Source organism: Pseudomonas gorinensis (assembly GCF_042015035.1).
In the GTDB taxonomy this organism is placed as follows: Bacteria; Pseudomonadota; Gammaproteobacteria; order Pseudomonadales; family Pseudomonadaceae; genus Aquipseudomonas; species Aquipseudomonas gorinensis.
In genome coordinates, this window is sequence record NZ_CP167125.1 from 1,073,282 (window position 1) to 1,094,016 (window position 20,735).

The 20,735-nt window shown below is 62.0% G+C and carries 13 protein-coding genes and 1 pseudogene; 6 read left to right on the forward strand and 8 right to left on the reverse strand.

All coding sequences use genetic code 11. The features are described 5' to 3' along the window. Window positions 1-10 precede the first annotated feature (10 nt). The 4 genes from accB to AB7933_RS04765 all read right to left on the reverse strand — a co-directional run bounded on the left by accB (window position 11) and on the right by AB7933_RS04765 (window position 4,935). The gene (gene accB, locus AB7933_RS04750; RefSeq protein ID WP_024073170.1) at window positions 11-472 is read right to left on the reverse strand and encodes an acetyl-CoA carboxylase biotin carboxyl carrier protein; all 462 of its coding nucleotides are present in this window, start codon (window positions 470-472) and stop codon (window positions 11-13) included. 24 nt (window positions 473-496) lie between these two features. Further along, complete coding sequence (aroQ, locus tag AB7933_RS04755; protein WP_024073171.1) at window positions 497-952, reverse strand: type II 3-dehydroquinate dehydratase; 456 nt, start codon at window positions 950-952, stop codon at window positions 497-499. A gap of 298 nt (window positions 953-1,250) precedes the next feature. Continuing rightward, window positions 1,251-3,212 carry a methyl-accepting chemotaxis protein gene (locus AB7933_RS04760; protein WP_024073172.1) on the reverse strand — a complete coding sequence of 654 codons (1,962 nt, stop codon included), beginning with the start codon at window positions 3,210-3,212 and terminating at the stop codon, window positions 1,251-1,253. Between the two features lie 52 nt (window positions 3,213-3,264). Then, on the reverse strand, window positions 3,265-4,935 hold the full coding sequence (locus AB7933_RS04765) for a response regulator (RefSeq protein ID WP_024073173.1): 1,671 nt from the start codon (window positions 4,933-4,935) through the stop codon (window positions 3,265-3,267). A 300-nt stretch (window positions 4,936-5,235) separates the two neighbouring features. On the opposite strand from AB7933_RS04765, the gene AB7933_RS04770 reads away from it, so the two are divergent. Together AB7933_RS04770 and AB7933_RS04775 are read left to right on the forward strand one after the other, a co-directional pair. Then, a complete protein-coding gene (locus tag AB7933_RS04770) occupies window positions 5,236-6,303 on the forward strand; it encodes a DUF2333 family protein (protein ID WP_024073174.1) in 1,068 nt (355 codons plus the stop codon). 2 nt (window positions 6,304-6,305) lie between these two features. Further along, window positions 6,306-6,842 carry an NUDIX hydrolase gene (locus AB7933_RS04775; RefSeq protein WP_041160831.1) on the forward strand — a complete coding sequence of 179 codons (537 nt, stop codon included), beginning with the start codon at window positions 6,306-6,308 and terminating at the stop codon, window positions 6,840-6,842. A gap of 99 nt (window positions 6,843-6,941) precedes the next feature. Here the strand turns inward: AB7933_RS04775 and AB7933_RS04780 are convergent. Next, a pseudogene (locus AB7933_RS04780) lies at window positions 6,942-7,031 on the reverse strand (outer membrane lipoprotein carrier protein LolA); the annotation flags it as partial. Between the two features lie 126 nt (window positions 7,032-7,157). Here AB7933_RS04780 and AB7933_RS04785 point away from each other — a divergent pair. Then, entirely contained in the window at window positions 7,158-7,529 is a 372-nt protein-coding gene (locus AB7933_RS04785; RefSeq protein WP_017849660.1) for a translation initiation factor Sui1, read from the forward strand. 142 nt (window positions 7,530-7,671) lie between these two features. Further along, window positions 7,672-9,585 carry an arginine decarboxylase gene (gene speA / locus AB7933_RS04790; RefSeq protein ID WP_024073176.1) on the forward strand — a complete coding sequence of 638 codons (1,914 nt, stop codon included), beginning with the start codon at window positions 7,672-7,674 and terminating at the stop codon, window positions 9,583-9,585. Window positions 9,586-9,634: 49 nt separating this feature from the next. On the opposite strand, the gene AB7933_RS04795 is transcribed toward speA, so the two are convergent. Next, window positions 9,635-11,137, reverse strand: coding sequence for a M91 family zinc metallopeptidase (locus AB7933_RS04795; protein WP_024073177.1), 1,503 nt, complete (start codon window positions 11,135-11,137; stop codon window positions 9,635-9,637). 121 nt (window positions 11,138-11,258) lie between these two features. Further along, a complete protein-coding gene (locus tag AB7933_RS04800; RefSeq protein WP_024073178.1) occupies window positions 11,259-12,602 on the reverse strand; it encodes an MATE family efflux transporter in 1,344 nt (447 codons plus the stop codon). A 153-nt stretch (window positions 12,603-12,755) separates the two neighbouring features. Between AB7933_RS04800 and AB7933_RS04805 the strand changes: the two genes are divergently transcribed. Next, window positions 12,756-17,657 (forward strand): alpha-2-macroglobulin family protein, encoded by a 4,902-nt coding sequence (locus AB7933_RS04805; RefSeq protein WP_024073179.1) that lies wholly within the window; start codon window positions 12,756-12,758, stop codon window positions 17,655-17,657. Between the two features lie 181 nt (window positions 17,658-17,838). On the opposite strand, the gene AB7933_RS04810 is transcribed toward AB7933_RS04805, so the two are convergent. Then, entirely contained in the window at window positions 17,839-18,129 is a 291-nt protein-coding gene (locus AB7933_RS04810; protein WP_024073180.1) for a hypothetical protein, read from the reverse strand. Window positions 18,130-18,313: 184 nt separating this feature from the next. Between AB7933_RS04810 and pbpC the strand changes: the two genes are divergently transcribed. Then, window positions 18,314-20,674: a peptidoglycan glycosyltransferase PbpC gene (gene pbpC, locus AB7933_RS04815; protein ID WP_256335343.1), complete on the forward strand. Its 2,361-nt coding sequence runs from the start codon at window positions 18,314-18,316 to the stop codon at window positions 20,672-20,674. Window positions 20,675-20,735 lie beyond the last annotated feature (61 nt).

The following is a 20,735-nucleotide window of genomic DNA, read 5'->3' on the forward strand; positions in this document are numbered from 1 at the left end:
GCTCCGCGGTTCAAACGATGGTGAACAGCGGCTGGTCGTACTCAACCGGCTGACCGTTTTCTACCAGGATGGATTCGACGACGCCGGCTTTTTCAGCGGTGATGTGGTTCATCATTTTCATCGCTTCCACGATGCAGATGGTGTCGCCCACTTTCACGGTCTGGCCTACTTCAACGAAGGCTGGCGAGGTCGGTGCCGGGGTGCGGTAGAACGTACCGACCATTGGCGACTTGACCACGAAGCCGTTCAGCGCTGGCGCGGCCGGTGCGGCTGGAGCAGCGGCAGCAGCAGGTGCGGCGGCCGGCGCGGCAGCAGGTGCCGGTGCTTGCATTTGTGGTGCGTAGAACTGTTGGGCCGGGGTCTTGCTGTGACGGCTGATCCGTACGGACTCTTCGCCTTCCTTGATTTCCAGCTCGTCGATACCGGATTCTTCCAGCAGTTCGATCAGTTTCTTAACTTTACGGATATCCATGAATCATCAACTCCCAAGGGTCGGTCAGGGGCGCTTGGCCTGTTCTTCAAGCTGTTCCAGGGCGGCCTCCAGGGCCAGTCGGTAACCGCTGGCGCCAAGGCCGCAGATCACTCCTACCGCTACGTCGGAGAAGTAAGAGTGATGGCGGAAAGGTTCGCGTTTGTGCACGTTGGACAAATGCACTTCGATGAATGGGATGCTCACCGCCAGCAACGCGTCACGTAATGCAACGCTTGTATGCGTAAAAGCGGCGGGATTGATCAGGATAAAGTCCACGCCTTCGCCGCGCGCGGCATGGATGCGATCAATCAATTCGTACTCGGCATTGCTTTGCAGGTAGAGCAAATGGTGGCCGGCATCACGGGCCCGTCGTTCCAGATCGAGGTTGATCTGATCGAGGGTCACTGCCCCGTAGACGCCCGGTTCACGGGTGCCGAGCAGGTTCAGGTTGGGTCCGTGAAGAACCAGTAAGGTCGCCATCGGCTGTTCCTTGTTATTGATGTGGGTACGGCAGAACCCGGCGACTATGCCGCAAAGCGTTTGTGACTGTCCAGTTCTATGCAGTAGGCGGCACGATTAGCGAGGATAGCGCAAAATTTATGACTGAGGCCTGGGATCCGGTCATGGGTAATACCGTCTTGAAACCTGTAGCGATCAAATGTGGGAGGGGGCTTGCCCCCGATAGCGGTGGATCAGTCACATAGATGTCGACTGACACTCCGCTATCGGGGGCAAGCCCCCTCCCACATTTGTTGTTCACCTGGCGCCTGGCGGGGGGTCAGACCCGGAAGGCTTTTACGGCGGTATTGAGCTGCCCACCCAGCACCAGCAGGTGCTCACCCTGGCTACGTCCCTGGCCGATGCGCAGCAAATTATCCTCACCCAGTTGGTGAATCCGCTCGCTGTTATCGCGAATCTCACTCACCGCGCCACTCTGCTGCGCGGTCACATCGGCGATGCGCACGGCGGTGTCGGAGATGGTCTGGATCGCGCTGACGATTTCATCCAGGGCGCCGTCCGCTGCCTGGGCTTGCTGGGCGGTGGCCTCGGCGTGTTCGACCTGGGCGCGCATGCCCTGCACCGATTGGTGGGCCGCGGTTTGCAGGCCGGTGATCAAACCCTGGATTTCGGCGGTGGCGCCAGCGGTACGTTGGGCCAGGGTGCGTACTTCGTCGGCGACCACGGCAAAACCGCGCCCGGCCTCGCCGGCACGTGCGGCTTCGATGGCGGCGTTGAGTGCCAGCAGGTTGGTCTGGTCGGCGATCGAACGGATCACTGTCAGCACCCCACCGATAGTCGCGGACTCTTCGGCGAGTTTTTCGATCATCTGTGCGTTTTGCTGCACTTCGCCCACCAGCGCATGCAGTCCGGTCAGGCTCAGGCCGATCACCCGCTGGCCTTGCTCGACCGCCTGGCCCGCGCTGCGGCTGGCGCCGGCAGCCTGGCTGGCATCGCCGGCCACCTGCTGGATGGTCGCTTCCAGTTCGCCCAAGGAATCGCGGATCTGCGCGGTATCCCCGGCCTGGCGTTCGGCGCCATCGTGCAGGCCGCTGCTCAACTCGGCCAGGGCCCGGCTGCTGCCGGCCACTTCTTCGGCATTGCCGCGAATGGTGCCCACCAGGTCCACCAGATAGGCGCGCAGCCGGTTCAAGGACGCCTCGATATCGCGCAGTTCGCGGTTGGTCTTGCCCAGGGCAATCGGCTGGCTGAAGTCACCTTCGGCCCATGTCGACAAGGCCGGTGCCAGGTTGGTCAGCACCCTTGCCAAGCGCCGTTGGAGGGTGTCGATCAGCAGCGCGATCAACAGGATCAGGCCAATCATCACCCCTTGCATCAGGCGCACTTCGCCCTGGATCTGCGCATGCTGCGCGCGCACCACCGGTTCCAGGCTGGCGATGGCCTGCTGCACGGCGGTGATTTTCAGGTGGGTGCTGGCGGCCAGGGCGGTGCGTTGCTGGATCTGCTCGCGGGTGCGCTTGAGTTCGGCGGGGTAGCGGGTCAGCAGGCTGTTGAGTTCGCGCTTGAGGTCGACGCCCGTGTCCTGGGCTTCGGTTTTTTCGCTGTTTTCCAGGCCCATCAACGCGGAAAAGTCATCGGTGTTGGACTCGGTGCTGGCCTTGACGCCAAGCAATGGCAATTGCTCCAGCAGGTCTGCCTGGCTGCGGATAGTGCCGACTTCACGCTCCACATCATCGGCCAGCTCCGCGCGACCGCTGCTCACCAGCTTGTCGCGGGCCAGGGACAGCTTGCCCAGGTGTTGGGCGGCGGCTAAAAGCGGCGGCAAGTAGCGCGCGGCGTCCGGCGTGTTGACGCCGATGGCGTACCGGCTCAACTGCTCCAGGTTTGCGCCCAGTTCGCGCTCGGCTTGCAGCAACAGGGCTTGTGGGTCGCCGGCCAGTTTGCCAGCGGCGAGCAGGTCGGTTTTGCTGAAGGCATCCAGTTCCACCAGGCTGGGCCGCAGGTTTTGCGCCAGTGCCGTCGGCAGTTCGTCCAGGTGTTTCAGCAGGTTTTCCAGGCTCTGGCTGGCGCTGCTCAAGCGTAGGGCATCGCCACTGGACAGGTAGTCGTCGATATTGCGCGCGGCCTGGTTCTGGAAGGTCTGCGACAGGCTCAGGTAGCGTTCCATCAACAAATAGGGGCGCTCAAGCGCTCGTTGCGACCACCACAGCGTCGCCCCAAGGGCCAGGCATACGGCCACCAGCAGGAGGGTATTGAGATTGGTCAGCAGCTTCAGGCGCATGCGTAATTTCAACCGACAGCGAAGATAAGTGCCTGAAGTTATTGCGTTTGCGTTACAGAGTTATGACGGAATCACTGGATTCCGGTGAAAAGATGGCACTTTGCTTTGATGTGCGCGCCGCTTGTACGCGATTGCGCCCGGCGTCCTTGGCGCGGTACAGCGCTTCATCGGCCTGGGCGGCCATCATCAGGCTGTCGGAGCCGTCGCACAGCTCCACCAGCCCGGCGCTGAAGGTGCACCACAAATCCTGGGGCTGGGCCGGGTAGTGAATTTCGGCAAAGCGGCCACGAATTTCATCCAGCACCTTGCAGGCCGATTCCAAGTCGGTGTCGGGCATTACAATCGCAAATTCTTCACCGCCATAGCGGCCGATGTAGTCGGTCTTGCGCAAACGTTGCTTGAGAAACAACGCCAGGCTCTTGATCACCCGGTCGCCCATGGGGTGGCCGTGGCTGTCATTGACTCGCTTGAAGTGGTCGATATCGAGCATGGCGAAGCTCAACGGCTTGTTCTCGCGGCGCGCGCGGAAGCTACAGTCTTCGAGCAATTGCAGGATATGGGTGTGGTTGTACAGCCCGGTCAGGCTGTCACGCACCATCCGCGCCTTGAGGTTGCGCGCACGGGCGGCGCGGTTGCGCACCGTGGTGATCAGGTGGCGCGGCTTGATCGGCTTGGTGAGGAAGTCGTCGCCGCCTTCGCTCATGGCGTCCAGCTGTTTATCCAAGTCGTCTTCGGCCGACAGGTAGATGATCGGTACGCTGACATAGCGGTCATTGTGGCGAATCACCTTGGCCAGTTCAGTGCCGGTGCAGGCCGGCATATACATGTCGAGGATGATCAGGTCGGGCTGGAAGTCCGCCAGTTCGGCCATGGCCTGGATCGGTTCGATCAAGGTGCGGGTTACGATGCCGGCGCTGTTGAGCAAACGCTCGGTGTGCAGGGCCTGGGCCCGCGAGTCGTCGATGATCAACACTTTATAGGGTTCGTACTGGGCGACGCAGGTCAGCACTTCGATCTTTTCCAGCAGGCTCGAGGCTTCCAGCGTGCCGGTGAGGAATTCCTGGCCGCCAGCACGTACGGCCGCCAGGCGGGTCGGGGTATCGGTTTCGTGCAGGCTGAAAAACAGCAACGGCAGCTTTTGCTCCAGACCTTCCTGGGCTTCGGCGGCCAACTGGAGGCCCAGGCCCGGGCCGCAAAAATCCACGTCCATCACAATCGCCGATGGCAGGCGGTCGGCCATGCATGCGCGGAACGCTGCCACGCTGTCCAGGGACTGGGCGCTCAAACCGAAGAACTCCAGCTGCTTGGCCAGGCGTTCGGCGCGGTCATGATCGGCCAGCATTACGTAGATCGGCTTGCGCATCGGCGGCAGGAAGGTTTGTTCCAGCTGGTCGCCCTGGCGCAGGCCGGTGCGGGACAGGCGTTGCATCAAGCGGTTGAGTTCGGTGATCAGTTGGCTGCTCAGGCGGCCGCGATTTTCGTCCACGGCCTTGAGTGACTCGCCGATATGGTGCGCCAGTTGACCGTGCTCCGGCTGTTCGAAGCGCTCGGCGAAGCGCAGCAGGCGCAGGTTGGCTTCGCTGAGTTCGGAAAGGTCGGCGCTGGACCATTCGCTGCGTTGCAGGCGCTGCCAGATCTCAAGAATTTGACGTGCTTGATGAATTACCCGCTGGGCAAAATGGTGCTTGAGGCGCTCACGGCTGGGATCTTCTGGCTCGGTCATATCCTGACTACTAGTTAGGGTGCATGCTGAGGTCGAACTGATGGCTCTATGCTAGCACCTCTTTTCCGTTCGATGAGTGTCATACGTCAATTAACTGCATGTCCCTGGTATTCAGTTACCGACCTATTAGTCGCGCAGCGGAAATGGCGTGCATCCTTTATAGTCGGAAGTTCGCCAACCGCCCGTTTGATTAAAAGCGCCGCACGCGCTGGCACGATGGGGTAGGGTTGTGGTCGTAGTTTTTGAACGCACGCCGTCGATTAGAAGTGCATGAACTCAAGTGATTGAAAGGATATCGCCATGCTGGACTGGAAAAACCGTGAAGGCAGCGCAAAGGGCCCGGCCCCTGCGCCCAAGTCGGCTCGCCGCGGCTACCTGGGTAACCTGTTGATGAGTCGGGCCTTGCTCTCCCTGGTTGGCCTGTATTTGGTCGTGACCGGTGCCCTGGGTTGGTACTGGAGCGAAGAACCGGCCTTGTTTCCGGTCCAGCAAAATGCGCAAATCGCCGCCGAAAAGGATGGCAAGCAGATGGTGGTGGGCTTTACCACCGTCGAAACCCTGAAGACCGTGGTCGGCACCTTGCTCAATAAGCCGGGTGGCTACATCTCCAACGACCGCTTCCCGCCGGGCCTGTGGATGGACAACATGCCCAGTTGGGAATACGGCGTGCTGGTGCAAGTGCGCGACCTGACCCGCGCCCTGCGTAAAGACTTCGCCCGCTCGCAATCACAGTCGGCCGAAGACAGCGACCTGGCCAAGGCCGAGCCGCGCTTCAATTTCGACAACAAGAGCTGGGTGCTGCCCTCCAGCGAGTCGGAATACCAGGAAGGCATCAACTCCCTGAGCCGCTATGAAGCGCGCCTGTCTGACCCGAACCAGAAGGGCGCGTTGTTCTATGCCCGCGCCGATAACTTGAACAACTGGTTGGGCGACGTCGCCACGCGCCTGGGTTCGTTGTCGCAACGCCTGTCGGCCAGTGTCGGCCGCGTCAAGCTGAACACCGCCCTGAAAACCGAAGCCCTGGCGCCCGGTGAAGTGCCGCAGGTTGATGAAGAAGTGGTGGAAACCCCCTGGATGCAGATCGACAACGTGTTCTACGAGGCCCGTGGCCAGGCCTGGGCCCTGTCCCACCTGCTGCGCGCCATCGAAGTCGACTTTGCCGACGTGCTGGCCAAGAAAAACGCCACCGTCAGCGTCCGCCAGATCATTCGTGAGCTGGAGGCGTCGCAGGAGCCGGTGTGGAGCCCTATGATTCTTAACGGCAGTGGCTTTGGCGTATTGGCCAACCACTCGCTGGTCATGGCTAACTACATTTCCCGGGCCAATGCGGCGGTGATCGATCTGCGCCAGTTACTCAACCAGGGTTGATGATGGACGCGACTCAAAAGGAGGCCGCGCACCGTGCGGCCTCTGATGCCGAACTGATCTGCTGGGTCGACGAGCAGGACAATCTGCTCGGCCACCTCGTCAGGTCCGACCTTCGCCAGCGCGGTCTGATCGGCCGTTGCACCTTTATCTTCCTGTTCAATTCGGCCGATGAGTTGTGTGTGCATCGGCGCACCCTGAGCAAAGCCCTGTACCCCGGATTCTGGGACACGGCAGCGGGGGGCATGGTCGCGGCCGGTGAGTCCTATGCATTGTCGGCGGCTCGCGAGCTGGAGGAAGAGTTGGGCGTCAGCGGGGTAGCGTTGACCGAGCACGACCATTTCTACTTCGAAGATGGCGAGAGCCGCCTCTGGTGCAAATCCTACTCCGCGGTGTGGGATGGCCCGCTGCAATTGCAGCCCGAAGAAGTCATGGAAGCGCGCTTTTTGCCGATTGAAACGGTCCTGCAGGAAGCGGAACAAAAGCCCTACTGCCCGGACGCCCAGGAGGGCTTGCGCCGCTATCTGGCCCTGCGTCGCTAAAGTTGTATAAATTGGCGCCATTTGGCTCTTAGCAAGTCGGCTTTTTGCCGTTACACTGCGCGACTTTTCACCCGAACCGCCATTGTTTCACCCTGGGATCACTGTAGGAGCGAGCTTGCTCGCGAAAAACTCAAGAGCGCCGCGTGCATTCAGAATGCCCGCGTCATCGTTGACGATTTTCGCGAGCAAGCTCGCTCCTACAGGTGGGGAGCGTGACCTTGGCGGGTCGGTAGCGCTGCCCCTGCCTGAGTGGGGCTTCGCGGTCGGTGGCGCCTGGCGCGCCGATCAGTCTTTGTCCTCCCAAGAGGATTGCCGGTGGCCAAAAAAGCCGCATCCTTCGCCGCCCTTGGTGGCCTGGTATTTTCCACCGACGCAGGTCGACACTGCCCGGACTGTCGTCAGCCCGTGGACGCGTGTACCTGTAAACAGACCCTGATCCCCGAAGGCGACGGCATTGCCCGCGTGCGCCGCGAGAGCAAAGGCCGTGGCGGCAAGACGGTGACCACCATCACCGGCGTGCCCCTGGCTGAAGACGCGCTCAAGGAGCTGGCTACCACGCTGAAGAAGCGTTGTGGAACCGGTGGCGCGTTGAAAGACGGCGTCATCGAAATCCAGGGCGATCACGTCGAGTTGCTGTTGGCCGAGTTGATCAAGCTCGGTTACAAGGCCAAGAAGTCCGGCGGCTGAAAGCCTCTTCGCAACCTGTGTCTAAACTCTGTCCTGCGAGTGGGGTCTACCTCCCTTACAGGCAAATCGTCATTTTCATTCTTTAGACTGCGCCTGCCTCCACGAGGGGCAGCGCCTTCGCCTTCATTTATAGGGGACTTCGATGTCCGTACGACGCACACGCAAAGACGATGGCAGCCAATGGACAGTTGCGGACAGCCGCAGTGTTTACGGGATTCGCCATTGGGGGGCCGGGTATTTCGCGATCAATGAAGCCGGTCGCGTTGAAGTCCGTCCGAACGGCCCGAACAGCACGCCGGTCGACCTGTACGAGCAAGTGGACGAACTGCGCAAAAGCGGCCTGTCGTTGCCGCTGCTGGTGCGTTTCCCCGACATTCTGCAAGATCGCGTGCGCCAGCTGACCGGTGCTTTCGATTCGAACATCGAACGCCTGGAATACCAGAGCAAATACACCGCGCTGTACCCGATCAAGGTCAACCAGCAGGAAGCGGTGATCGAAAACATCATCGCCACCCAGAATGTGTCCATCGGCCTGGAAGCCGGCTCCAAGCCGGAGCTGCTGGCCGTGCTGGCCCTGGCACCGAAGGGCGGCACCATTGTCTGCAACGGCTATAAAGACCGCGAGTTCATCCGCTTGGCGTTGATGGGCCAGAAGCTCGGCCACAACGTGTTCATCGTGATCGAGAAAGAGTCCGAAGTTGAGCTGGTGATCGAAGAAGCCGCCAACCTCAAGGTCAAGCCACAGGTCGGCCTGCGCGTGCGCCTGTCGTCCCTGGCGTCGAGCAAGTGGGCCGACACCGGTGGCGAGAAGTCCAAGTTCGGTTTGTCCGCGGCGCAATTGTTGTCGGTGGTCGAGCGCTTCCGCGTGGCCGGCCTGGACCAGGGCATCCGCCTGCTGCACTTCCACATGGGTTCGCAGATCGCCAACCTGGCCGATTACCAGCACGGCTTCAAGGAAGCCATTCGTTACTACGGCGAACTGCGTAACCTCGGCCTGCCGGTGGACCATATCGACGTGGGCGGTGGTCTGGGCGTGGACTACGACGGTACTCACTCCCGTAACGCCAGCTCCATCAACTACGACATGGACGACTACGCTGGTGTGGTCGTGGGCATGCTCAAGGAATTCTGCGATGCGCAGAGCCTGCCGCACCCGAACATTTTCTCCGAAAGCGGCCGCTCCCTGACCGCTCACCACGCCATGCTGGTGGTGCAAGTCACTGACGTCGAGAAGCACAACGACGATGTACCGGTGATCGAGAACAAGGAAAACCTGCCGGAAACCGTGCAGTGGCTGGTGGACCTGCTCGGCCCGACCGACATCGAGATGGTCACCGAGACTTACTGGCGTGCCACCCACTACATGAGCGACGTGGCCAGCCAATACGCCGACGGCAAGCTGACCCTGGCCGAAAAAGCCTTGGCCGAGCAGTGCTACTTCGCCGTGTGCCGCCGCCTGCATAACTCGCTGAAAGCCCGCCAGCGCTCGCATCGCCAGGTGCTGGACGAACTCAACGACAAGCTGGCCGACAAGTACATCTGCAACTTCTCGGTGTTCCAGAGCCTGCCGGACACTTGGGCCATCGGCCAGGTATTGCCGATCCTGCCGCTGCACCGTCTTGACGAAGAACCGTTGCGTCGTGCCGTGCTGCAAGACTTGACCTGCGACTCCGATGGCAAGATCAAGCAATACGTCGACGAGCAGAGCATCGAGACCAGCCTGCCGGTGCACGCCTTGAACGATGGCGAGGACTACCTGCTGGGTATCTTCCTCGTCGGCGCCTACCAGGAAATCCTCGGTGACATGCACAACCTGTTCGGTGACACCGACTCGGTGAACATCTACCAGCGTGAAGACGGTTCGGTGTACAGCGCCGGTATCGAGACCCACGACACCATCGAAGACATGCTGCGCTACGTGCATTTGTCGCCGGAGGAACTGATGACGCATTACCGTGACAAGTGTGCGAGTGCGAAGATCAGTGCATCTGAGCGCACGCAGTTCCTCGATGCCTTGCGCCTGGGGCTGACGCGGTCTTCATACCTGTCTTCCTGACACCCATTGGTCTTTAACGGGGGGATTGGCAGCGTCTGCGGCTATCCTCCTAAACCATGTGTGGGGGCTCCTCCACGTCATATCGATCCCGCAGCGGTACGTTCATTTCTGCGCGCAGGGCGTTTTCGTTGAATGGCCAGGGGTTGGTTGTGATGGGAGGGGTCAGCGGGTTGTTGTCGTGATCGAAGGGTGGAAGGCCTACGGCTTGATACTCGAGGTTCTCCACTTGCAACTGCTGGCCCTGGTCCATGGCCGGGCTGCCATCTTTGTTAAATATCAGCGAAGTGCCTGGTATGAACCGCCCGGTGGCGCCGTCATAGGCATGACTCATCTCGTGGTACAGCGCAATCAAGGGCGATAGGGTAAAGGTCTTTTCGAAGTGATCGGGGTCAAAGGCTATCTTTGCATGTGTGGCGGGCGACCCGGCAACACCATCTTTTATATAGCCAAGCTCAGGCCGGTACTGGAATTTTTCATACTCCCCGTCAGGTATGTTGTCGCTGAACGCATTGGCGAATTGATAAGAGTTCAGCGCGATGAAGTCGGAGAGCATTATGGTCACCGGCCCGCCATTTTTCTCGGCAAGGCGGTCCATTTCCTGAAACATTTTCTGCCCCGCCGGCGACCCCCTGAGTTGCTCGAGATAGTCCTCTACCCGTTCAACGAATTCTGCGGGGCCCTCTATCTTGAAGCCTTGTTTGCCTGCGTTGGTGTATTCGACTGAGGCTGGTGTTACCTGTTCGGGGGCGTGGACCCTATCGGTTTTTTTGGCGTAGATCCGATCCTGAGTGTCGTAGGAGTGGACCGAATCCTGGCCCGCCCCGGTATAGATCGTGGTCTGGCGGTAGCCAACGAGTTTATCGTCGCCAAGTCCACCGTTTAAGATGCTTCTACCCGTCCCCGCATAGAGTTCGTCGTTACCCTGGTCGCCATTGAGGTACACCTGGCGCAGATCTGTCTTTTGTGCGGGGTAGCTGGCGTACAGCTTGTCATTGCCTTTGCCGCCCGATATCACGGCATTGCCGGCGCCTGCGATCATGATATCGTCGCCGTCACCGCCAAACGCCACGACATGGCCGGCTCCCAAACGTATGTAGTCGTTGCCTGTATCGCCGGTTACGCTGCCCACACGTCCATTCGCCACAATAAAATCGTCGCCGTCGCCACCGTGTATGTGCATTTCGATGTTGATCTGCTCGTCGACGTTAATACGGTCATTTCCTCCTGCAGTTTTGATTCTCAGCGAGTGCGCATCGTTATTGGCGGTCAGTGGGAGTTTGTAGTCTTTGCCATTTATACGTGCGTTGAGCTGGTGGTCTGCGCCTACGCTGATACTGACAATGTCGGCCTGGTCGTAGGTGGTAATCAGGACCCTGCAGATGTCCAGGACCTGCTCGCCTTTGGCATTCGTTTCATAGGTGGACAGGCTTCGGATCCTGGCGTTTCCATCGTCCGCCAGCACAGCGAAATGCCGAGTCTTGTCCGGTTTCGCCGGTGCTTTGGCGGGGGGAGCAGAGAGGAGGGACGCCGGTGGCGTCGTAAGTATGTTCATTCAGGGGCGACCTTAATTCGGGGGGGTGGATGTCTAGCCACGCAGCTATCAAGTGCTCTGTGGTTTTTGTGTCCCGAAAATGTCAAGCCGCTTTGTAACAATCCAATGATGCCTACTGTGCTCAGGGGGGGCTGAGCCATCGGTCCTGATCGTTAAGTCGCCAGGCGATCGCCCATAACGTGAGGCTGCGCAGTGCCATGAACAGCAGAAACGTGATCCAAAGCCCGTGATTGCCCAACCCCTGCAACGCCCAGGCAACGGGCAACACCAATATCACGGTCAGCAACATCCCGTTGCGCATCTCCCGCGCCCGTGTGGCGCCGATAAACAGGCCATCGAGCAAATAACTCCACACCGCAATCAACGGCAGTAGCGCCAGGTAAGGCAAGTAGATGTCGGCGGTTTCGCGCACGCTGGGAATGTCGGTTTGCATGGCGATAAACAGGTGGCCGGCGAAGGTGAACAGCAGGGCGAAACCGACGCTGGCGATCAGCGACCAGCCACAGGCCACCACCAATGAACGCCGCAACGATTGGCGATCGCGGGCGCCGATGGCGTGGCCGCACAGGGCTTCGACCGCGTGGGCCAGGCCGTCCAACGCATGAGCAGTGAGCAGCAGGCCGTTCAGCAGCAGCGCATTGGCCGCCACCGTGGCATCCCCCAGGCGGGCGCCTTGTACCGTGATCATGAAAAACACCGACTGCAACGCCAGGCTGCGGATAAAGATGTCGCGGTTCACCGCCAGCAGCGGGCGCCAGCTTTGCCACCGCTTGAGCGCGGCCCAGGCAATATGCCCAGGATAGGCACGCAGGGCTTTTTGCGTGAGGGCCAGGCCGAGCAGCGCACCGGTCCATTCGGCGATCACCGAGGCGCGGGCGGAGCCGACTACGCCCCAGTCCAGGCCAAGGACGAACCACAGGTTGAGGGCTATGTTGACCAGGTTGGTGGTCAGCAAAATTGCCAGCGGCGCCCGCGCGTTCTGCGTGCCGAGGAACCAGCCGACCAGGGCATAGCTGGCCAACGCGGCGGGCAGGCCGAACAGGCGGGTATGGAAGAATTCGCGGGTCAGTTGATTGAGTTCGGGGGAGGGCTGCATCCATTCCAGGGCCAGGTGGCTCAGCGGAATACCCACTGTGCCGAGCAACATCGCCAGGCCCAGCGCCAACAGCAAACCTTGCAACAGGATTTGCCGCAACGCCGCCCCGTCATTGCGCCCGGCGGCCTGGGCGGCGAAACCGGTGGAGCCCATGCGCAGAAAACCCATGGCCCAGGCCAGGAAGGTATACAGGCTGGCCCCGACCGCGACGGCACCCAGTTGGTGGGCATGGGGCAGGTGGCCGATGACCATGCTGTCGACCAGGGCCACCAGCGGTACCGAGATGTTCGACAGAATCATCGGCGCGGCCAGGGCCCAGACCCGGCGATGGGTGGGGCGGTGGCGCCAGTCGGTCAGTAGGGTGGGCATGCAGGCTCCTTGGTGGAGCGGCATTGTAACCGTCCCCTCGACCCGCCGCAGAACCAAACCACCCTCCGTCGGTCAATGTGACCAGCGCCACATCGGCTTGGCCGGCGCTGATATATAGTTCACCCCTCGGTTCCCTCTGACTACGAGTGCCCCATGCTTAACAAAGGACTGTTCCTGGCTTGCGCGCTGGCCCTGCTGAGCGCCTGTGATTCTTCCGATAAACCGGTTGCGCCGAGCGCACCTGCGGCGGCAACCAGCGTGGCGCCGAAACCGGCCAAGGCGGCGGTGGATGTGGCGGCGTTGAAGCAGCGCTATGCCGGTCGCGAGTTGAGCGTGGTGGACGTGTCCGAGGTGCAGTTGGATGGGGCCAGCACCTTGTCGGTGAGCTTTTCCATTCCGTTGGATCCGGAGCAGAAGTTTGCCGACAAACTCCATCTGGTAGACAGCAAGTCCGGCAAGGTCGACGGCGCCTGGGAACTGTCGGATAACCTGATGGAATTGCGCCTGCGCCACTTGGAGCCGCAGCGCAAGTTGGTGCTGACGATTGATCCCGGCGTGCGCGCGGTGAATAACAACCTGCTGCCCGCCGAGTACAGTGCTCGCCTGGAAACACGCGACCTGCAAGCCACTGTCGGCTTCGCCAGCCGCGGCACGTTGTTGCCGACGCGCCTGGCCGAGGGCCTGCCGGTGATCGCGTTGAACGTCGACAAGATCGACGTCGAATTTTTCCGTATCAAGCCCGAATCCCTGCCGTCGTTCCTGGCGCAGTGGGGGCGCAACACCAGCCTGCAAAGCTATGAATCGCGTGAACTGCTGCCGATGGCCGACCTGGTCTACGGTGGGCGTTTCGACCTGAACCCTGCCCGCAATACCCGCGAAACCCTGTTGTTGCCGATCGCCGGTCTCAAGCAATTGCAACAGCCGGGGGTTTACCTGGCGGTCATGCGCGCGTCGGGCACCTACAACTACTCGCAACCGGCCACGCTGTTTACCTTGAGTGATATCGGCTTGTCGGTGCACCGCTACGCCAATCGCCTGGATGTGTTTACCCAGGCTCTGGAAGGCGGCAAGGCACTGGATGGCGTGGACCTCGAGGTGCTCGATGCCGACGGCCGTGTGCTGGGCCAGGGCAAGACCGAGAAGGGCGGCCACGCCGAATTGCCGTTGCCGAAAAAGGCCCAGGTACTGCTGGCCAAGCAGGGCGAGCAGACCAGTCTGTTGCGCCTCGACAGCGCGGCGTTGGACCTGGCGGAGTTCGACATTGGCGGCCAACCCGCACACCCGCTGCAATTCTTTGTGTTTGGCCCGCGTGACCTGTATCGCCCTGGCGAAACCGTGTTGCTCAATGCGCTGTTGCGCGACAAGGACGGCAACGCCGTCAAGCCGCAACCGGTGAGCGTCGAAGTGCGCCGCCCGGATGAGCAGGTCAGCCGTAAGTTCGTGTGGGATGCCGACGCCTCCGGCCTGTATCAATACTCACTGCAACTGGCCGGCGAAGCGCCGACCGGGCGCTGGCAATTGGTGTTCGACCTGGGTGACGGCAAGCCGCAGTTGTATGAGTTCCTTGTCGAAGATTTCCTGCCCGAGCGCCTGGCGCTGGAGCTCAAGGGCAGCGACAGCGCGTTGAGCCCGGCCGATAACCCGGTGATCCACGTCAACGGCCGCTATCTGTATGGCGCCCCTGCGTCAGGCAATCGGGTCAGCGGGCAAGTGTATGTACGGCCGCTGCGCGAAGCGGTGAAGTCGCTGCCCGGCTACCAGTTCGGCTCCGTCACCGAAGAGGAACTGAGCCAGGATTTCGAGCTGGACGAAAGCGTGCTCGACGCCAAGGGCCAGGAAGCCCTGACCCTGGAAAGCAAATGGGCCGAGGCCAAGTCGCCGCTGCAGCTGATCGTGCAAGCCAGCTTGCAGGAGTCGGGCGGGCGGCCGATTACCCGGCGCCTGGTGCAGCCGATCTGGCCGGCCGAGCAACTGCCGGGCCTGCGCGGGCTGTTTGACGGCAAGGAAACCAATGGCGATGGCCCGGCGGAATTCGAGGTGCTGGTGGCCAACCAGGAGGGGCAGAAACTCGCCGCGCAAAACCTCAAGGTGCGCCTGGTACGCGAGCGCCGCGACTATTACTGGAACTACTCGGACAGCGACGGCTGGAGCTATCACTACAACGAAAAATTCCTCAACCTCGACGAACAGACCCTCGACATCAAGGCCGGCGACACCGCCAAGGTCAGCTTCCAGGTGGAGTGGGGCCCGTACCGTGTCGAGGTCGAAGACCCGCAGACCGGGCTGGTCAGCAGCCTGCGCTTCTGGGCCGGCTACCAGGCCCAGGACAACACCGAAGGCGGCGCCGTGCGCCCTGACCAAGTGAAGCTGGCGCTGGATAAGCCGGCCTATGGCGACGGTGATACCGCTAACGTCACCGTGACTCCGCCGGCCGCTGGCAAAGGTTACCTGTTGGTGGAATCCAGCGAAGGGCCGTTGTGGTGGCAGGAAATCGATGTCCCCGCCGAGGGCAAAAGCTTCGCGGTGAAGCTTGACCCGAAATGGTCGCGCCATGATCTGTATGTGAGCGCCCTGGTGATTCGTCCCGGCGAGCGCAAGGCCAATATCACCCCCAAACGCGCGGTGGGCCTGCTTCACCTGCCGCTGGATCGCACCCAGCGCAAACTCGGCCTGACCCTCACCGCCCCGGAAAAAATGCGCCCCAAGCAGGCGCTGACGGTGAAAATCGCCGCCAGGAATGCCGACGGCAGCGTGCCCAAACAGGTGCATGTGCTGCTGGCGGCGGTGGACGTGGGCATTCTCAATATCACCGAATACCCCACGCCCGACCCGTACTCCAGCCTGTTCGGTCGCAAGGCCTATGGTGTGGACCAATTTGACATCTATGGCCAGTTGATCGAAGCCGGCCAGGGCCGTCTGGCCAGCCTGGCGTTCGGGGGTGACGCGGCGTTGGCCAAGGGTGGCAAGCGCCCGGACACCAGTGTGACCATCGTCGCCCTCCAGAGCGCGCCAGTGACGTTGAACGAGCAGGGCGAGGGCGAAGTCAGCGTCAATATCCCCGATTTCAACGGTGAGCTGCGCCTGATGGCCCAGGCCTGGAGCGACGACCGCTACGGCATGGCCGAAGGCAAGACCGTGATCGCCGCACCGCTGATTGCCGAATTGTCGGCCCCGCGTTTCCTCGCCGGGGGAGATGAAACCACCCTGGCGCTGGACCTCTCCAACCTGTCGGGCAAGGCGCAGAAGCTTGATGTGCAACTGACCGCCGAAGGGCAGTTGGAATTGGTCAACGCGGCGGCTCAAACCGTCGAGCTCAAGCAAGGCCAGCGCACCACCTTGCGGATCCCGGTGAAAGCCTGGGGCGGCTTGGGGCAAGGCAAGGTCAAGGTCAGCGTGAATGGCCTGGACCTGCCGGGCGAAAACCTGCCGCCGTTCAGTCGTGAATGGACCTTGGGCGTACGTCCGGCGTACCCGGCGCTGCTCAAGCATTACCGCGCCGTCCTCAAGGATCAGCCGTGGAGCCTGCCGTCGGGCGCGCTGGATCAGTTCGATGCATCGGGGCGCCAGGCATTGCTCAGCCTGTCGAGCCGACCACCGTTGAACCTCGGCGCGCAGATCAGTGCGCTCAAGGCTTACCCTTATGGTTGCCTCGAACAAACCGCCAGCGGCCTTTACCCATCGCTGTATGCCGACGACGCCTTGCTCAAGCGCCTGGGCGTCAAGGGCGAGCCGGATGCCGCGCGCAAACGCAAGATCGAACTGGGTATCGAACGCCTGCTGGGCATGCAGCGCTACAACGGCAGCTTCGGTTTGTGGGGCGCCGATGGCGAAGAAGAATATTGGCTGACCGCCTATGTCACCGACTTCCTGCTGCGCGCCCGCGACCAGGGTTTTGCCGTGCCACCCGAAGCGCTGAAAAAAGCCAGTGAGCGTCTGCTGCGCTACGTGCAGGAACGCAACCTGATCGAAGTCGACTACAGCGACAACGCCGACCACACCCGCTTTGCCGTGCAGGCATATGCGGGCATGGTCCTGGCGCGCAGCCAACAGGCGCCATTGGGCGCGTTGCGCAGCATCTTCGAGCGGCGCAGCGATGCACGGTCCGGCTTGCCGCTGGTGCAATTGGCCATCGCCTTGCAGAAAATGGGCGACCAGCCGCGTGCCGATCAGGCGCTGCTGGCCGGCTTGGCGGCGCAACGCAATGCCAATGAGTGGCTGGCCGACTACGGCAGCCCGTTGCGTGACCAGGCGATGATCCTGGCCTTGCTGGAAGAAAATGATCTGGCCAAGGGCAAGCGTGAGGAGCGCTTGTTCACCCTGTCGGATCAACTGGCCGCCAGCCCGTACCTGTCGACCCAGGAGCGTAATTCCCTGTTCCTGGCCGGCCGCCTGGGCTTTGCCCAGCCGGAGGCCAACTGGCAGGTATCGCTCACCGGCAGTGGTGGCGTGCATGAGTTGAACAATCAGCAGTCGACGCTTGAGCTGGATGGCAAACAGTTGTCCAGCGACCTGAGCCTGAGCAATCAGGGCCAGGCGCCGGTGTACCAGCAGTTGACGATTTCCGGTTATCCACAGGTGCCACCGGCCGCAGGCGGCGACAACCTGAGCATCCGCCGTGAATACCTGGGCATGAACGGGCAGCCGCTGAACCTGCGTAATGTGAACAGCGGCGATCTGGTGCTGGTGCATGTGGCGGTGAGCGCCAAGCAACGGGTGCCGGATGCGTTGGTCGTGGACTTGCTGCCCGCGGGCCTGGAGCTGGAGAACCAGAACCTCGCGCAGAGTGCGGCGAGCCTGGAGAACGCCAGCAGCCAGGTGAAGGAATGGCGTGAGTCGATGCAGAACGCGTCGCTCAAACATCAGGAGTTTCGTGATGACCGCTATGTGGCGGCGATCAACCTGGACGGCTCTGGCACCACGCATTTGCTGTATCTGGCGCGGGCGGTGACGCCAGGCACCTACCGCGTGCCGCCGCCGCAGGTGGAGTCGATGTATCGACCGAACTGGCAGGCGGTGGGTGAGACACCGGCGGATCTGGTGATCAAGGGGCGCTGATAGCCCCGCTTGGTAAAGGTTTTTTGTAGGAGCGAGCTTGCTCGCGAAAAACTCACAGGCGCCGCGTTCATTCAGGACACACGCGTTATCGTTGACGTTTTTCGCGAGCAAGAACTAGGCGTCCCCCTCGCTCCTACAGAAGCCGATGTACGCTTGCAGGGGAATGGCTGCACGCTCGGGGTTAGTGGACGACCCAGCTGAGCAGCCACAGGCCGAGCATCAACCAGATGACGCCGACGATGATCGAGGCCCGCATAAAGGCGCGCACGGCCGAATACAAAAAGAGCAGGCCGACGATCAGGGTGATGATGCTGATGATTGAGGTGTCCATGCCCAATGCCCGGGACAGGCCTTCGACAAAATCGCCACCGGCGTTGGACAGCATATTGAACAGCCCGCTGAAGAACTCGACGATGTAATGGATGATCAAGCCCAGGGTGTGACCCAGCCATCCGAAAAAGTCTGCTTGCATAGGTGTGTCTCGATGAAGGAGTGGACAAAATTGCCAGGACTGAGCCTTTGGTCGTGCCTGGGGGCGGCTAGTTCCCTGAAGCATAGAGGTTTGCGGGGTTGAATTTGCGATTAATCTCCCATGGGGATGCGCCGACGAATGTGGGAGGGGGCTTGCTCCCGATGGCGGTGGGTCTGTGACCGCTATACCCAATGGCTCGCCGCCCTCGCGAACAAGCCGCCTTAAACGGGTACTGCGGTGGGCGTTGGGCGCTGTATTGCTGCTGGTTGCGCTACTGTGGCTGGCTGATCGCATCTGGCCTTTGCCCTTGCCCAAGGATGACCTGGCGCGCGTGGTGCTGGCTGAGGATGGCACGCCATTGTGGCGGTTTGCCGATGCCAATGGGGTGTGGCGTTATCCGGTGCAGACCAGCGAAGTATCGCCGTATTACCTCGATGCGTTACTCACCTATGAAGACCGTTGGTTCTACCAGCACCCCGGTATCAACCCGCTGGCACTGGCGCGCGCCACCTGGCAGAACCTGACCGGCGCGCGGGTAGTATCGGGCGGCAGCACCTTGTCGATGCAGGTCGCGCGCTTGCTGGACCCGCATTCGCGCACCTTCTACGGCAAGCTGCGCCAGCTATGGCGTACGGCGCAGTTGGAATGGCACCTGTCCAAGGAAGAAATTCTCAACCTGTACCTGAACCGCGCGCCGTTTGGCGGCACCTTGCAGGGCGTGGCGGCGGCCAGTTGGGCGTACCTGGGCAAGTCGCCGGCGCAACTGACCCATGCCGAAGCCGCTTTGCTCGCCGTACTGCCCCAGGCGCCAAGCCGCCTGCGCCCGGACCGTCATCCCCAACGCGCCCAGCACGCGCGGGACAAAGTGCTGCGCCGGCTTGCCGAGTTCCAGGTTTGGCCGCCCTCGGCGGTCGATGAAGCCCTTGAAGAACCACTGCTGCTGGCGCCCCGCCTGGAGCCGAGCCTGGCCCCCTTGCTCGCCCGCCGCCTGAACCGCCCCGACAGCCCGCCGCTGATCCGCACCACCCTGGACGCCACCCTGCAACGTCGCCTTGAAGACCTGCTGCTGGGCTGGCGCGCACGTTTGCCGGAGCACACCTCGGCCGCGATCCTGGTGGTGGAGGAAGAGACCATGGCCGTGCGCGCCTACCTGGGCTCGGTGGATATCAACGACGCCAGGCGCTTTGGCCATGTGGACATGATCAGCGCGTTGCGATCGCCAGGCTCCACCTTGAAACCGTTCCTGTATGGCATGGCCCTGGATGAAGGGTTGATTCATTCCGAATCCCTGTTGCAAGACGTACCCCGGCGTTATGGCGATTACCGGCCGGGCAACTTCTCGATGGGTTTTACCGGTGCGGTGCCGGCAAGCACGGCGCTGTCCAGTTCGCTGAACCTGCCGGCGGTGCAACTGCTGGAAGCCTACGGGCCCAAGCGCTTTGCCGCGCAGATGCGCATCGGCGGTATACCGTTGGCGTTGCCTGCATTGGCCGAGCCGAACCTGGCGCTGATCCTGGGGGGCGCGGGTAGCCGTCTGGAAGACCTGGTCAGTGGCTACAGCGCGTTCGCCCGGGACGGCAGGAGCGCCACGATCCGCTTGCAGCCGGACGATGTGCTGAGGGAGCGGCCAATGCTATCGCCCGGTGCCGCCTGGATTGTACGGCGCATCCTCAGCGGCCAGGCGCGGCCGGACCGCGACCCGCGCGCCGAGCTGGTGCAACGGCCGGTGCTGGCCTGGAAAACCGGCACCAGCTACGGTTTCCGCGATGCCTGGGCGATCGGTGTGGGCCCGCGTTACTTGATCGGCGTGTGGATCGGCCGACCGGACGGCACCCCGGTGCCTGGCCAGTTCGGCTTGGCATCGGCCGCGCCGTTGATGTTGCAGGTGCACGATGTGCTGACTAACCGCGACAGTCAGCGCGGGATCACTGCGCCGGTTAAGGCGGTGCCGGCCAATGTCGGCGTGGCGGCCATCTGTTGGCCGCTGGGCCAGCCCATGAGCCGCAGTGATCCCAATTGCCGGCGCCAGCGCTTCGCCTGGACCCTGGACAACACCACGCCGCCAACCTTGCAGGCGCTGGATCAACCGCTGAGCGTGGGCTTGAAGGAAACCGTGTGGGTCAACGCCAAGGGTTTGCGGGTCGATGCCCATTGCCCAGGGGCGTTCGCCAAAGACATCGCCCTATGGCCCGCGCCGTTGGAACCCTGGCTACCCAGGGCCGAGCGGCGCGAAGCGCGTATCCCGGCAGCCGACCCGGATTGCCCGCCGCCGGCACTGGCCGCGTCTTCGCCGCTGTCGATTGTCGGTGTGCGCGAGGGCGATCAACTGCGCCTGCCCGCCGCCAGCCAACAGGCCCTGCGCCTGAAAATCTCCGCCTTGGGCGGCAGCGGCCGACGCTGGTGGTTCCTCAATGGCGCGCCGCTGGGCGACAGTGCCAACCAGGACAGCATCAACGCCAGTTTCGAGCAGTTGGGCCGCTACCAGCTCAGCGTGCTTGATGAAGCCGGCCAGACAGCCCGGATCGAGTTCAGTGTCGTCGACTAGGCGCTTATTGGGGGCAAGTGCCCCCGATGGCGTCTTTAAGAACACCCCCCGCTATTCACTT

Coding starts and splice junctions, on each gene's coding strand:
- AB7933_RS04765 (WP_024073173.1), bottom strand. CDS start 4,935: ATGACCGAGCCAGAAGATCCCAGCCGTGAGCGCCTCAAGCACCATTTT.
- AB7933_RS04795 (WP_024073177.1), bottom strand. CDS start 11,137: ATGAACATACTTACGACGCCACCGGCGTCCCTCCTCTCTGCTCCCCCC.
- AB7933_RS04800 (WP_024073178.1), bottom strand. CDS start 12,602: ATGCCCACCCTACTGACCGACTGGCGCCACCGCCCCACCCATCGCCGG.
- AB7933_RS04760 (WP_024073172.1), bottom strand. CDS start 3,212: ATGCGCCTGAAGCTGCTGACCAATCTCAATACCCTCCTGCTGGTGGCC.
- AB7933_RS04775 (WP_041160831.1), top strand. CDS start 6,306: ATGGACGCGACTCAAAAGGAGGCCGCGCACCGTGCGGCCTCTGATGCC.
- AB7933_RS04810 (WP_024073180.1), bottom strand. CDS start 18,129: ATGCAAGCAGACTTTTTCGGATGGCTGGGTCACACCCTGGGCTTGATC.
- aroQ (WP_024073171.1), bottom strand. CDS start 952: ATGGCGACCTTACTGGTTCTTCACGGACCCAACCTGAACCTGCTCGGC.
- accB (WP_024073170.1), bottom strand. CDS start 472: ATGGATATCCGTAAAGTTAAGAAACTGATCGAACTGCTGGAAGAATCC.
- AB7933_RS04770 (WP_024073174.1), top strand. CDS start 5,236: ATGCTGGACTGGAAAAACCGTGAAGGCAGCGCAAAGGGCCCGGCCCCT.
- AB7933_RS04805 (WP_024073179.1), top strand. CDS start 12,756: ATGCTTAACAAAGGACTGTTCCTGGCTTGCGCGCTGGCCCTGCTGAGC.
- speA (WP_024073176.1), top strand. CDS start 7,672: ATGTCCGTACGACGCACACGCAAAGACGATGGCAGCCAATGGACAGTT.